Annotated in this window: 10 protein-coding genes; 3 read left to right on the top strand and 7 right to left on the bottom strand. The window is 73.0% G+C overall.

The genetic code is table 11. From position 1 onward, the window contains the following. Nucleotides 1-17 precede the first annotated feature (17 nt). The 3 genes from RLT58_RS18330 (at nucleotide 18) to RLT58_RS18320 (ending at nucleotide 4,271) form a co-directional block, all read left to right on the top strand. Complete coding sequence (locus RLT58_RS18330) at nucleotides 18-791, top strand: ABC transporter ATP-binding protein (protein ID WP_311311459.1); 774 nt, start codon at nucleotides 18-20, stop codon at nucleotides 789-791. After that, on the top strand, nucleotides 788-3,628 hold the full coding sequence (locus RLT58_RS18325) for an FtsX-like permease family protein (protein WP_311311458.1): 2,841 nt from the start codon (nucleotides 788-790) through the stop codon (nucleotides 3,626-3,628). The genes RLT58_RS18330 and RLT58_RS18325 overlap by 4 nt, the downstream gene beginning before the upstream one ends. 88 nt (nucleotides 3,629-3,716) lie before the next feature. Next, complete coding sequence (locus RLT58_RS18320; RefSeq protein ID WP_311311457.1) at nucleotides 3,717-4,271, top strand: bacterial proteasome activator family protein; 555 nt, start codon at nucleotides 3,717-3,719, stop codon at nucleotides 4,269-4,271. 89 nt (nucleotides 4,272-4,360) lie between these two features. Here RLT58_RS18320 and RLT58_RS18315 read toward each other — a convergent pair whose 3' ends face one another. The 7 genes from RLT58_RS18315 to pdhA all read right to left on the bottom strand — a co-directional run bounded on the left by RLT58_RS18315 (nucleotide 4,361) and on the right by pdhA (nucleotide 12,784). After that, complete coding sequence (locus RLT58_RS18315) at nucleotides 4,361-5,350, bottom strand: NAD(P)H-quinone oxidoreductase (RefSeq protein WP_311311456.1); 990 nt, start codon at nucleotides 5,348-5,350, stop codon at nucleotides 4,361-4,363. A 79-nt stretch (nucleotides 5,351-5,429) separates the two neighbouring features. Continuing rightward, nucleotides 5,430-6,506, bottom strand: coding sequence for a potassium channel family protein (locus RLT58_RS18310; protein ID WP_311314552.1), 1,077 nt, complete (start codon nucleotides 6,504-6,506; stop codon nucleotides 5,430-5,432). Nucleotides 6,507-6,526: 20 nt separating this feature from the next. After that, nucleotides 6,527-8,056, bottom strand: coding sequence for a molybdopterin molybdotransferase MoeA (locus tag RLT58_RS18305; protein ID WP_311311455.1), 1,530 nt, complete (start codon nucleotides 8,054-8,056; stop codon nucleotides 6,527-6,529). After that, complete coding sequence (locus RLT58_RS18300; RefSeq protein WP_311311454.1) at nucleotides 8,053-9,009, bottom strand: NTP transferase domain-containing protein; 957 nt, start codon at nucleotides 9,007-9,009, stop codon at nucleotides 8,053-8,055. The genes RLT58_RS18305 and RLT58_RS18300 overlap by 4 nt, the downstream gene beginning before the upstream one ends. Nucleotides 9,010-9,123: 114 nt before the next feature. Beyond that, on the bottom strand, nucleotides 9,124-10,584 hold the full coding sequence (locus RLT58_RS18295; RefSeq protein ID WP_311311453.1) for a dihydrolipoamide acetyltransferase family protein: 1,461 nt from the start codon (nucleotides 10,582-10,584) through the stop codon (nucleotides 9,124-9,126). After that, the gene (locus tag RLT58_RS18290; protein WP_311311452.1) at nucleotides 10,584-11,615 is read right to left on the bottom strand and encodes an alpha-ketoacid dehydrogenase subunit beta; all 1,032 of its coding nucleotides are present in this window, start codon (nucleotides 11,613-11,615) and stop codon (nucleotides 10,584-10,586) included. The genes RLT58_RS18295 and RLT58_RS18290 overlap by 1 nt, the downstream gene beginning before the upstream one ends. Then, complete coding sequence (pdhA, locus tag RLT58_RS18285) at nucleotides 11,612-12,784, bottom strand: pyruvate dehydrogenase (acetyl-transferring) E1 component subunit alpha (RefSeq protein ID WP_311311451.1); 1,173 nt, start codon at nucleotides 12,782-12,784, stop codon at nucleotides 11,612-11,614. Before pdhA ends, RLT58_RS18290 begins: the two co-directional genes overlap by 4 nt. Nucleotides 12,785-13,034: the final 250 nt, after the last annotated feature.

Below are 13,034 nucleotides of genomic sequence, written 5' to 3'. Positions count from 1 at the left end.
AGGGGGAACCACCCGTCATGTCCTTGCACGTTCCGTCCACGTCCCCGGCCGATCCGGCCCAGCCGGGGGACGCACCGGTCCTCGAACTCCGCGCCCTGACCCGTACGCACGGCACCGGCATCGCCGAGGTGCACGCCCTGCGCGGGATCAACCTCGCGGTGCACGCCGGTGAACTCGTCGCCGTGATGGGGCCCTCCGGCTCCGGCAAGTCCACCCTGCTGACTCTGGCCGGCGGCCTCGACACCGCGACCGGCGGGCAGGTCGTCATCGAGGGCCAGGACATCGCCACGCTCGGCCGCAAGGGCGTCGCCGCCCTGCGCCGCCGCAGCGTCGGCTATGTCTTCCAGGACTACAACCTGATCCCGGCCCTGACCGCCGCCGAGAACATCGCGCTGCCGCGCGAGCTCGACGGGGTCTCGGTCCGCAAGGCCCGCAAGGAGGCGCGCGCCGCGCTGGAGGAGATGAACCTGCTCCAGATCGCCGACCGCTTCCCGGACGAGATGTCCGGCGGCCAGCAGCAGCGCGTCGCGATCGCCCGTGCGCTGGTGGGGGACCGGCGTCTGGTGCTCGCCGACGAACCGACCGGCGCCCTCGACTCCGAGACCGGCGAGGCCGTCCTCGCGCTGCTGCGCCACCGCTGCGACCAGGGTGCGGCCGGGGTGATGGTGACGCACGAACCCCGGTACGCCGCCTGGGCGGACCGGGTCGTCTTCCTGCGGGACGGTTCGATCGTCGATCAGACGCTGTCCGCCGGGGCCGACTCGCTGCTGGCCGCCGGGAGCCACGAGTGAGCGTCTTCACGGGGTGGCGTGCCGCCCTCCGGATAGCCCGCCGCGACGCCATGCGGTCCAAGGGCCGCAGCGCCCTGGTGGTCGCGATGATCGCCCTGCCGGTGCTGGGGGTGACGGCCGCGGACGTGACGTACCGCAGCGCGGAGTCCACCCCGGCCGAGAAGCTGACCGCCGAGATGGGCTCGGCCGACGCGCTGTTCAGCGACCCGGGCCTCGGCGAACTGCAGCAGATGCCCGACGGAATCATGTACAACGCCGTCGACGACGACTTCCCCGCCGAGGGCCTCCCGCCGGTCGACATGCGGGCCACCTTCCCCAAGGGGGCGCGGGCGATCTCCATCCGGTCCGTCCCCGCGAACGTCACCACCGCGTACGGGGTCGTCGACACCGACATCGTGGAGTTCCGCACCTCGGACCCGATGGCCCGGGGCAAGATCGACCTGATCAAGGGCGAGTTCCCGCAGGGCACCGGCGAGATGGTGGCCACCGAGGCGTTCCTGAAGTCGTCCGGGCTGCACATCGGCTCCCGCACCACCGTGAACGGCGCGGGGCGCACGTACACCATCACCGGCGCGGTCGAGCAGCCCGACGATCTCGGCTCCAAGAAGCTGTACGCCGACCCGGGCGCGGTCATCGGCCCGTGGCAGGCCCTGGCCGCCCGCGACAAGAAGGTGCTGCCGCCCAACGCGGGATCGACCGAATGGCTGGTCAAGGGCACGGGTGCGGCGGGCATCGGCTGGAGCGACGTCCTCGCCGCCAACAAGGCCGGCGCGCTCGTCGTCTCCCGCCAGGTGGTCCTGGACCCGCCGCCGGACTCCGAGGTCCCGATGGCGCGGTCCGTCAGCGGCTACGCCTCGGGCACCTCTGCCGAGACGAGCGCGGCGCTGATCACCGTGGTCGCCATGGCGATCCTGGAGATCGTGCTGCTCGCCGGACCGGCCTTCGCCGTCGGCGCGCGCCGCTCACGCCGTCAGCTCGGGCTCGTCGGCACCTGCGGCGGCGACCGGCGCCATGTCCGCGCCGTCGTGCTCTCCGGCGGACTGGTCCTCGGCGGCGTCGGAGCGGTGTCCGGCGTAGGCGCCGGACTGCTGCTCACGGCGGTGTTCCGCCCGATGATCGAGGAACGGGCCGGGCAGCGCTTCGGCTCCCTGGTCCTGCGGCCGACGGATCTGCTGATCGTGGCCGGGCTCGGCCTGGTCACCGGGCTGCTCGCCGCGTTCGTCCCCGCCCTCGTGGCCGCCCGGCAGTCCGTCCTGGAGTCGCTCACCGGCCGGCGCGGGGTGCGCCGCAGCTCCCGGGTGCTGCCGATCGCGGGCTCCGCCGTGCTGGCGCTCGGTATCGCGGTCGCGGTGTACGGCGGCGTCAGCGGCAGTTCCCTGCTGGTCTCCGGCGGATCGGTCGTCGCCGAGCTCGGGCTGCTCGCCTGCATCCCGGTCATCGTGGGCCTGCTGGGCCGGCTCGGCCGCAGGCTGCCGCTCTCCCCCCGAATGGCGCTGCGCGACGCGGCCCGCAACCGGGGCCGGACCGCCCCGGCGGTCGCCGCCGTGATGGCTGCCGTCGCGGGTTCGGTGGCCATCGCCACGTACATGTCCAGCAGCCTGGCCGAGTCCGACTACAACTACACGCCCATGCTGACCAAGGACACGCTGCTCGTCTCGGCCTATGACAGCAAGAACGCCGAGCGGCTGCCGCTGGCCCGGGCGGCCATCGAACGGAACATGGCGGTCACCGGCGGGCGCGCCGACTTCTCCCGGGTCTGGGCGGGCAGCGACTGCAATGTCTACTACGGCGAGAACGAGAGCTGCGGCAGCATCGAGCTGGTCAAGCCCACCGGCAAGGGCCACGACTGCCCGCTCAAGGGCAAGGGCGCCAAGGCGCTCGCCACCCGGCTCTCCGCCGAGGAACACCGCACGATGATGCACTCCCCGGCCTGCATGGACGAATACATCCACACGGGCGGCTTCAGCTCCGAGAGCAACATCGTCGTGGGCGACGCGGCCCTGCTCGACACCTATGTGAAGCTCGACGACCCGGCGGCCGCCGCGGCGCTGAAGGCCGGCACACCCGTCCTGCTCAACCGGGCGTACGCGAAGAACGGCGAGGTCACCCTCAAGGCCGTCCACACCTACAGCTCCAAGGACAAGAAGAACCGCAAGCTGCACCCCGGCCCGGCCCGGAAGTCCACCGACCGGCTGAAGGTGTACGTGGCGGACGCCGAGTACGCCGCCACCCCCGGCATCCGCATGATCCTGCCGCAGCGGACCGCCGCCGGGCTCGGCCTGCACACCGCCCCGGGCGGCAGTGTCTACGCCGTCAGCCACCCGCCCACGGACGCCGAGAACCAGCGTGTCTCGGCCGCCATCGACCAGTCCGGCGGCGGGCTCTGGGTGAACTCCGAATCCGGCGCCGAAAGCCGGGAGAGCACCGTGCTGCTGATCCTCACCCTGTTCGCCGGGGTGGTGACCCTGGGTGCGGCGGCGATCACCACCGGTCTGGCCAAGGCGGACGCGGAGGCCGACCTCACCACGCTCAGCGCGGTGGGCGCCCCGCCGAGGGTCCGCAGGTCCCTGTCCGGGTTCCAGTGCGTGGTGGTGGCCCTCACGGGTGTGCTGCTCGGGACCGGAGCGGGGCTGGTGCCCGCGGTGGCGCTGCGCCTGGTCGATCTGCGCGGCGCGATGGAAGCGATGCGGGACGAGCCCATGAGGTCCGCGTACACGCCGATCGTGCTGCCCTGGCCGACCATCGGGCTGCTCGCCCTGGTCGTCCCGCTGCTGGCGGGCGTCCTGGCGGCGGCGCTCACCCGCTCCCGGCTGACCCTGGCGCGGCGGGCCGGCTGAGCCGTTTCGGTGCCCTCGGGGACGGTGGATCATCCGTTCCCGGGGGCACCACAGTGGTGTACGCCGCGTGTGCGAGACAATGGGCGGCATGGAGATGCCGAGGAATGAACGATCGCAGGAGCACCCCCAGGTCCTCGTAGTGGGGCAGGACGGAATGGCGATCGGCGGCGGTGGCACTGACGACGAGTCGCGCGAGGTCCCGGTGACGGAGATGGTCGAACAGCCCGCGAAGGTCATGCGCATCGGCAGCATGATCAAGCAACTCCTGGAGGAGGTCAGGGCGGCTCCTCTCGACGAGGCGAGCCGTGTGCGCCTCAAGGAGATCCACGCCAGCTCGGTCAAGGAGCTGGAGGACGGCCTCGCGCCGGAGCTGGTGGAGGAGCTGGAACGGCTCTCCCTGCCGTTCACCGAGGAGTCCGTCCCCTCCGAGGCGGAACTCAGGATCGCGCAGGCCCAGTTGGTGGGCTGGCTGGAGGGCCTCTTCCACGGCATCCAGACCGCCCTGTTCGCGCAGCAGATGGCGGCGCGGGCCCAGCTGGAGCAGATGCGCCGAGCCCTGCCCCCGGGCAGCGGCCACGAGGAGGAGGACGGTGGCGGCGCCGCCGACCCGCACGGGGCGATCCGCTCCGGGCCGTACCTGTAACCCCCGACTCTCTTCAACCACCCGATCGAGCGCGAAGGGCCCGGCACACACCGTGTGCCGGGCCCTTCGCATGGACGGGGGCCGTGCGGTCAGGCCGCCGGGGGAACCCGCAGCAGCACCTTGCCGATGTGGGTGCTGGACTCCATCAGGCGGTGTCCCTCGGCCGCGTCCGGCATCGGCAGGGTGCGGTCCACCACCGGCTTCACGACGCCGTCGGCGATGAGCGGCCAGACGTGCTCGCGTACGGCCGCGACGATTGCCGCCTTCTCGGCGAGCGGGCGTCCGCGCAGCGAGGTCGCGGTGACCGCGGCCCGCTTGGTCAGCAGGGCGCCGAGATTCAGCTCGCCCTTGGCGCCGCCCTGGAGCCCGATGACCGCCAGCCGGCCGTTGACGGCGAGCGCCTGCACATTCCGGTCCAGGTACTTCGCGCCGATGATGTCGAGGATGACGTCCGCGCCCGCCCCGTCCGTCGCCTTGCGGAGCTCCTCGACGAAGTCCTGCTCGCGGTAGTCGATCAGGATGTCGGCGCCGAGCTCCGCGCAGCGCGCCAGCTTCTCGGGGCCGCCCGCGGTCACCGCGACCCGGGCGCCGACCGCCTTGGCCAGCTGGATCGCCATCGTGCCGATCCCGCTGGAACCGCCGTGCACCAACAGCGTCTCGGCGGGCCGCAGATGGGCCACCATGAACACGTTGGACCACACGGTCGCCGTCACCTCGGGCAGGGCCGCGGCGAGCTCCAGGTCCAGTCCCTCCGGTACGGGGAGCAGCTGGCCCGCCGGGACGGCGACCTTCTCCGCGTAACCGCCGCCGGCCAGCAGCGCGCACACCTCGTCGCCGACGGACCAGCCGGTGACACCGGGACCGAGGGCCGCGATACGGCCGGCGCACTCCAGGCCCGGGTAGGGCGAGGCACCGGGCGGCGGGTTGTAGAAGCCCTGCCGTTGCAGCACATCGGCCCGGTTGACCGCGCCGGCCACGACATCGACGAGGACCTCGCCGTCGCCGGGAACGGGATCGGGCACCTCGGCCCACACGAGCGCCTCGGGGCCACCGGGTTCGGGGATCGTGATCGCATGCATGGCCGCGAGGCTACTCCGTGGCGGCCGGGCGGCCGGGAAGCCCCGGGGATGCCGCGCCGCGCGGATGGCGACGCCGCCCTCAGAAGCGCGGCACGCTCTGCGTCGGCGGCAGGTTGTGAGGCGGTTCGTTCGAGGCGCGCACGATGGTGATCACCCGGTCCGTCAGCTGCAGCGGGCTGGCCGCCGGGTCGTCGTAGCCGAGGAGCCGGTGGCCCCGCAGGACGCTGACCACGAGGTCCTCGGTCTCCCGCACGCTCTTGCCCACCTCGGCCTTTATCACCGGCCGTTCGACCAGATCGAGCCCGCTGCCCTGCTGGATGAGATCCTCCATCACCGTGCCCGCGCTGGGGCTGAGGACGGAGAGGCCGAGCAGTCGGCCCGCAGCACTCGCACTGGTGATGACGGCGTCGGCCCCGGACTGCCGCAGCAGCGGGGCGTTCTCCTCCTCGCGCACCGCGGCGACGATCTTCGCGCCCCGGTTGAGCTGACGCGCGGTCAGTGCGACCAGCACCGCCGTGTCGTCGCGCTGGGTGGCGATGATGATCTGGCGCGCCTTCTGCAACTCGGCCCGCAGCAGCACCTCGCTGCGTGTCGCATCACCGAGCACCCCGGTGAACCCCTCTGCATTGGCGATCTCTATCACCTTCGACGCCGGGTCGACGATGACGATCTGTTCCTTCTTCAGGCCGGTGGCACAGAGGGTCTGAATGGCCGAGCGGCCCTTCGTACCGAAGCCGACGACAACGGTGTGGTCACGCAAGTTGGTTCTCCAACGCTTCAGCCGGAAGTCCTCCCGGGTCCGCTCCGTGAGGACCTCAAGGGTGGTGCCGACCAGGATGATGAGGAAGAGCACGCGCAGCGGTGTCACCAACAGCACGTTCACGAGCCGGGCGCCGTCGCCGTACGGGGTGATGTCGCCGTATCCGGTGGTGGAGAGGGTGACCGTCGCGTAGTACACCGAGTCCAGGAAGTCGACCTTGCCGTCGGCGGCGTCGTGGTACCCGCCCCGGTCGACCCAGACGATCAAGACCGTGATGGCCATCACCATCAGAGCCATCGTCAGCCGCTTGGCCACCTGACGGGCCGGGCCGTCCACGACCCGGCGCGGGAGCATCACCCGGGTGGGGACGACCTGCTCGTCGGCGCGCCTGGCCATCGCGTCATGGCCGGGAAGTTTCACGTGAAACACCCTTCAGTCCACGGCATCGCCGAGAACCACGGTAGATCGAGGATCTCCACCTCGGTGCCGGACCGTACCCCGCCCGGCTCCACGACGGCCAACCCGTCCGCGGCGGCGATCCCGCGCAGCATGGCGGGACCGTTGTAATGCAGTGGTACGACGTGATCGGCCCCGGCTCCGGTTCCGGTCCCGTCGCTCCGGCCGGAGGTTCCCGGGCCCGCGGCCGTCCCATGGACCACGGGCACGAGCCGGGTGTCGTGCCGATGGCCGTGCACGTCGTCGCGTACGGCCACGTGGTAGGGATCGTCGTGGACCCGGCCGGCCAGCCCGCACAGCAGCGGCCCCGCCAGCGTGAGAAGACCGGAGGCCGCCGCCAGGGGGTTGCCGGGCAGCCCGACGAGATACGGCCCTCGGGCCCCGAGCCGGGCCAGCAGCATGGGATGGCCGGGGCGCACGGCGACTCCGTCGACGAGCAGTTCGGCGCCGATCCGGTCCAGGACGGGGTGCACATGGTCGACGGGTCCCGAGGCGGTGCCGCCGGTCGTGACGATCAGATCGGCGTCGGAGCCGGTGAGCGCCTGCCGCAGGGCCTCCGCGTCGTCCCCGAGGCGTCGTGGCTCGGAGACATCGGCGCCCAGGGCGCGCAGCCAGGGGCCGATCATGGGCCCGAGCGCGTCACGGATGAGCCCGTCGCGCGGGAGCCCGGCGGTCAGCAGTTCGTCGCCGAGGACCAGGACGTCGACGCGGGGCCGGGGGCGGGCGAGCAGTTCGTCGTACCCGGCGGCCGCGGCCAGGCCGAGGACAGCCGGGGTCACCACGGCACCGGTGGGGAGGAGTTGGTCGCCCGACCGGCACTCCTGGCCGCGCGGCCGGATGTCCTGTCCCGGACTCACCTGCCGTTGCGCGTGGAGCAGTCCCTTGGTCTCGTCCGCGTGGGCGTGTTCGCTGCGGATGACGGCGTTGACGTCCGCCGGAACGCGGGCGCCGGTGGCGATGCGGACGGCGTCGCCGTCGGGGAGCGGGGCGGGGGCGCCATGACCGGCGAGGATGCCCTCCTTCGCGCGGATGTGCCACGGTCCGGGACCCGCGACGGCCCAGCCGTCCATGGCGGAGGTGTCGAAGGACGGCAGGTCGGTGAGCGCGGCAAGGGGCTCGGCGAGCACATGGCCGAGTGCCCGGTCGAGGGGGAGACGGACCGTACGTACGGGGGCCGCGCGTCCCGCCCGTGCGGCAAGGGCGCGGGCCTCGGCCCAGGGGATCGCACGGCTGGTCGCCTCGCCGTGCGATGAGGCGGACCGGCCGGCAAATCCCGGCCCGGCGGGGTGCGGTGCCTGCCGTGCGACGAGGGCCAGGGCCTGCGCGACGGCCCGCTCCTCCTCGGCCTCGGCAGCGGCCCGCTTCCGGGCGGTGTCGGTGTCGGTGGCGTTCTCGCCGTCGTCGGACTCCGGGGTGTCGGCCTCGGCGGAACCGGCGGCGGAACGGCTCCGGGGTGGCGGGGCGGGGTTCTCGCCGCTGCGCCTGGTCATGGTGTCCCGGTCCCGTCCGGTGTCCCGGTCCCGTCCGGTGTCCCGGTCCCGTCCGGTGTCCCGGTCCCGTCCGGCGTCTTGGTTTCGCCCGGCGTCTTGGTTTCGCCCGGTGCGCCGGTCTCGTCCGCCCACCGGAGGGCGAGCGCGGCGGCCTTGCGGGCCGCCTCGGCCACCGCTTCGGGCCCTCCGCCCTCACCGCCGGCCTGCGCCGCCGCGTATCCGACCAGGAAGGTCGTCAGGGGCGCGGCGGGCCGGGCGACGCCGTGGGCGGCATCACGGGCGAGGTCGAGCAGGACGCCGGTGTCGACGTCGAGGTCGATGCCCAGTTCGTTCTTGACTGCGGTGATCCATTCGTCCAGCACGGTCCCATGTTCTCTGATCCGGGCCCGGGCCGAAGCGATGTCCTCCCAGGTGTCGCAGTCGAACGAGGCAAGCGGGTCCGCCGCGACCCGGGAGAGCGTCAGTTCGCGGGTGAGCAGGCGCAGGGGCAGCCCGGCAAGCCCGCCGTGCTCGGCGGCGAGCAGCGCCAGTTCGCGGCGCAGCGGCTCCGCGCGGTAGACGGCGACCAGCGGCTGGTCCCGGCCGTCCGCGTCGGTGCAGAGCGCGCCCTCGGTCTCCCCGGCCCCGGCGGCGGCCAGCAGCGAGGCGACCGTGTCCGCCCCCAGGAACGGCAGATCGGCGGAGAGCACGAGCACCCGCTCCGCCGCCGTGTGCCGCACTCCCGCTCCGAGCGCCGCCAACGGCCCGCCACCCTGCGGTTCTTCACGCGTCCAGGTCACCGGGCGCACGGTGGGCCGACGGCCGCCCACCACCACGGTGGTCCCGGCACCGGCACAGGCCGCGAGCACCCGGTCGAGCAGCGGGCGGCCACCGACCCGCAGCCCGGGCTTGTCGGCGCCGCCGAGCCGCTTGGCGGCACCTCCTGCGAGAACGATGGCGTCATACGCGGTCATGCCCCGAGTATGCGGGGCATGACCGCGACCGCCTCCACGGCCTCCGGCTTCTCCGCGAAACCACCGACCGCCGACCGCCGACCGCTAACCGCTAACCGCTAACCGCTAACCGCTCTACAGCGTCCGCAGCAGCACCGCCGGCTGCTCCACGCAGTCGGCGACATAGCGCAGGAAGCCGCCGGCCGTGCCACCGTCGCAGACCCGGTGGTCGAAGGTCAGCGAGAGCTGGACGACCCGGCGCACGGCCAACTCGCCCTCGTGCACCCACGGCTTGGGGACGATGCGGCCGACGCCGAGCATCGCCGCCTCCGGGTGGTTGATGATCGGCGTCGATCCGTCGACCCCGAACACCCCGTAGTTGTTGAGCGTGAAGGTGCCGCCGGTCAGCTCCGCCGGCTTCAGCGTCCCCGCTCTGGCCGCCTCGGTGAGGCGGCCGATCTCCTCGCCGATCGACTCGGCGTTGCGCGTGTGCGCGTCCCGCACGACGGGGACGACCAGACCCCGGTCGGTCTGGGCCGCGAACCCGAGGTGCACACCGGGCAGCCGCACGATCTCGCGCGCCTCCTGGTCCACCGTGGAGTTGAGCTCGGGATACCGGGCCAGGGCCGCCGTGCAGATACGGGCGAGCAGCGCGAGCACGGACACCTTGGGGCCCGCGCTGTTCATCGCCGCCCGGGCAGCCATCAGCTCGGTCGCGTCGGCGTCCACCCAGCAGGTGGCGTCGGGGATCTCGCGCCTGCTGCGGGACAGCTTGTCGGCGACCGCGCCCCGGACCCCGCGCAACGGAACGCGCTCACCGGCCGGACGCGCGGACGGCTCGGCCGACGCGACGGGCGCGACAGGCGCTGCGGCTGACGCCCCGGCCTCCGTGGTGGACCGGATCGCCGACTCGACATCGGCCCGCAGGATCAGCCCGTCGGGCCCCGAGCCGACCAGCAGACGCAGATCGAGGTCGTGCTGCCGCGCGAGTTTGCGCACCAGCGGGGAGACCACGGCGACCGGCCCCGACGCACGGTCCGAAGCGGCGGCGGAGGCGGAGGGAGCCGCGTCGGCAGCGGTAGCGGCAGGCACGACAGGAGCGGCAGGCTCCTCCGCACGGGCTGCGGGGGCGGCCAGCCCCTGGGGCCGGACCCGGCGACGGCGCACCGGCGGCGCGCCCGTCCCGTACCCCACCAGGACATTCCCGGACCCGGAGGACTCGGCCCCCGCGTCCGCCCCGGACCCGGCCCCCGTCCCGGAAGCCGCACCCGGGCCCGTACCGGAACCGGCGACCGCCGTCCCGGAGGAGTCCCCGGAAGAATCTCCGGAGGTGGCCGCAGACGAGTCCACGGAGCCGACCGCCACGGTCAGCAGCGGCGCCCCGACCGGAAGCTCCGAGCCCTCGTCCCCGAAGCGGGCGGTCACCACGCCCCCGTACGGGCACGGCACCTCCACCATCGCCTTGGCCGTCTCGACCTCGACGACCGGCTGATCGATGGCGACGACGTCCCCGACCTCCACCAGCCAGCGCACGATCTCGGCCTCGGTCAGTCCCTCGCCGAGGTCCGGCAGCTTGAATTCGATTACCTGGGCCATCAGCTGTCCGCCTCCCACTGCAGTCGTGCGACGGCGTCGAGCACCCGGTCCACGCCGGGAAGGTGGTGCCGCTCCTGCATGGGCGGCGGATACGGGATGTCGAAACCGGCGACCCGCAGCACCGGCGCCTCCAGGTGGTGGAAGCAGCGCTCGGTGATCCGGGCCGCGATCTCGCCGCCGGGACCGCCGAAGCCGGTGGACTCGTGGACGACGACCGCGCGGCCGGTGCGGCGCACGGAGGCGGCGACGGTCTCGTCGTCGAAGGGCACCAGGGAGCGCAGGTCGACGACCTCCAGGTCCCAGCCCTCCTCGACGGCGGCCTCCGCGGCCTCCATGCAGACGGGCAGGGACGGCCCGTACGTGATCAGCGTGGCGCTGCGGCCCGGGCGCCGGACGACGGCCCGTCCGATGGGCTCCACGGCGGAGGGCGCCTGCGGTGACCAGTCCGCCTTCGACCAGTAGAGGCGCTTGGGCTCCAGGAAGACCACCGGGTCGTCGGAGGCGATCGAGGCCCTCAGCAGCCCGTACGCGTCCTCGACCGTGGCGGGGGTGACGACATGGAGACCCGGGGTCGCCATGTAGTACGCCTCCGAGGAGTCGCTGTGGTGCTCGACGCCGCCGATGCCGCCGCCGTAGGGCACCCGGACCGTGATCGGCAGCGGCATGGCGCCACCGGTGCGGTTCCGCATCTTGGCGACATGGCTGATGAGCTGTTCGAACGCCGGATAGGCGAAGGCGTCGAACTGCATCTCCACCACGGGCCGCAGCCCGTACATCGCCATGCCGACCGCCGCGCCGAGAATGCCCGCCTCGGCCAGCGGAGTGTCCGTGCACCGCGCGTCGCCGAACTCCTTCGCCAGGCCGTCGGTGATCCGGAAGACCCCGCCCAGCGTCCCGACGTCCTCACCGAGGACGTGCACCGAGGGGTCCTCGGCCATCGAGTCGCGCAGCGCGCGTCCGAGTGCCTGCGCCATGGTGGCGGGTTTCGCCTTGGCCGTCCGCTCTCCGGCCGTGGCCGCTGCCGTCGTCATCGCCGCGCTCCCCCGTCGTCCGTGCTGAGCCCGTCGGGCTGGTCGTGCTCCGCGTCCAGCTCGACGCGCAGCCGGGCCGCCTGCTCCCGCAGCTGCGTGGTCTGCTCCGCGTAGACATGGGCGAAGAGGTCCATCGGGTCGAGCACCGGGTCGGCGTTCATCCGCTCGCGCAGTCCGGCCGCCATCCGCTCCGCGGCCATCCGCGCCTCCTCGATCCCCTCGTCGTCGAGCAGTCTGCGACCGGTCAGCTCGCGCTCCAGGATCCGGACCGGGTCGTGCGCCCGCCAGGCCTCGACCTCGCTGTCGCCTCGGTAGCGGGTCGCGTCGTCGGCGTTCGTGTGCGCGTCCATGCGGTAGGTGACGGCCTCCACGAGCGTCGGGCCCTCGCCGCGCCTGGCCCGGCTCACCGCCTCGGAGAGCACCTGGTGCACGGCCGCCGCGTCGTTGCCGTCGACCAGCCGGCCGGGCATGCCGTACCCCACGGCCTTGTGGGCCAAGGACGGGGCCGCGGTCTGCTTCGCCAGGGGCACGGAGATGGCGAAGCCGTTGTTCTGTACGAGGAAGACGACAGGGGCCCGCCAGACGGCCGCGAAGTTCAGCGCCTCGTGGAAGTCGCCCTCGCTGGTGCCGCCGTCACCGACCATGGCGAGCGCGACGACGTCGTCGCCCTTGAGCCGCGCCGCGTGGGCCAGGCCCACGGCATGCGGCAACTGGGTGGCGAGCGGGGTGCAGAGCGGGGCGATGCGGTGCTCGCGCGGGTCGTAGCCGGTGTGCCGGTCGCCGCGCAGCAGGGTCAGCGCCTCGACCGGGTCCAGGCCCCGGGCCACGGCCGCGAGCGTGTCGCGGTAGCTGGGGAAGAGCCAGTCCCGCTCCTCCAGCACCAGGGCAGCCGCGATCTCGCAGGCCTCCTGCCCCGTGCTCGACGGATAGACGGCGAGCCTGCCCTGCTTGGTGAGGGCGGTCGCCTGGGCGTTGTACCGCCGGCCGCGCACCAGCTCGGCGTAGAGCCGCAGCAGCAGCTCGGGGTCCGTGTCGGCCACGGCGTCCGTACCGAGCACGCGGTACGGCTCGGGGTCCGGGAGCAGCGGGGCGGGGTCGGTGAGCGGCTTCCAGGCCGGGGGCGGCGTGGGCCGGTAGGCAGCCGCGCCGGGCAGCTCTTGGACCGTCATGTCAAGCACCTCCTGGCATCGAGGGGTATCGAGCGGCAACGGACGGTATCGGGGGTGCCCCGATACCGAGGGGTGTCGAAATGTGTCGAAATATCGAAAGCCGTGCGAGGTGCGAGTGTGGTGCGCCTCACCTACCGATTGTTCGGTCGCGAGCGCATTTTGGCTACAGGCACCGCCAGCCTGTGGACAAACGGTTCTCCACAGCCTGGGATGGGAACAGGTCGTCCAGGACGGGGAGGCACGGGAACAT

This window comes from Streptomyces sp. ITFR-16, assembly GCF_031844705.1.
Classification (GTDB): domain Bacteria; phylum Actinomycetota; class Actinomycetes; order Streptomycetales; family Streptomycetaceae; genus Streptomyces.
Note: the sequence above shows the minus strand (reverse complement) of the source record. Positions and strands in the feature narration are given on the sequence as shown.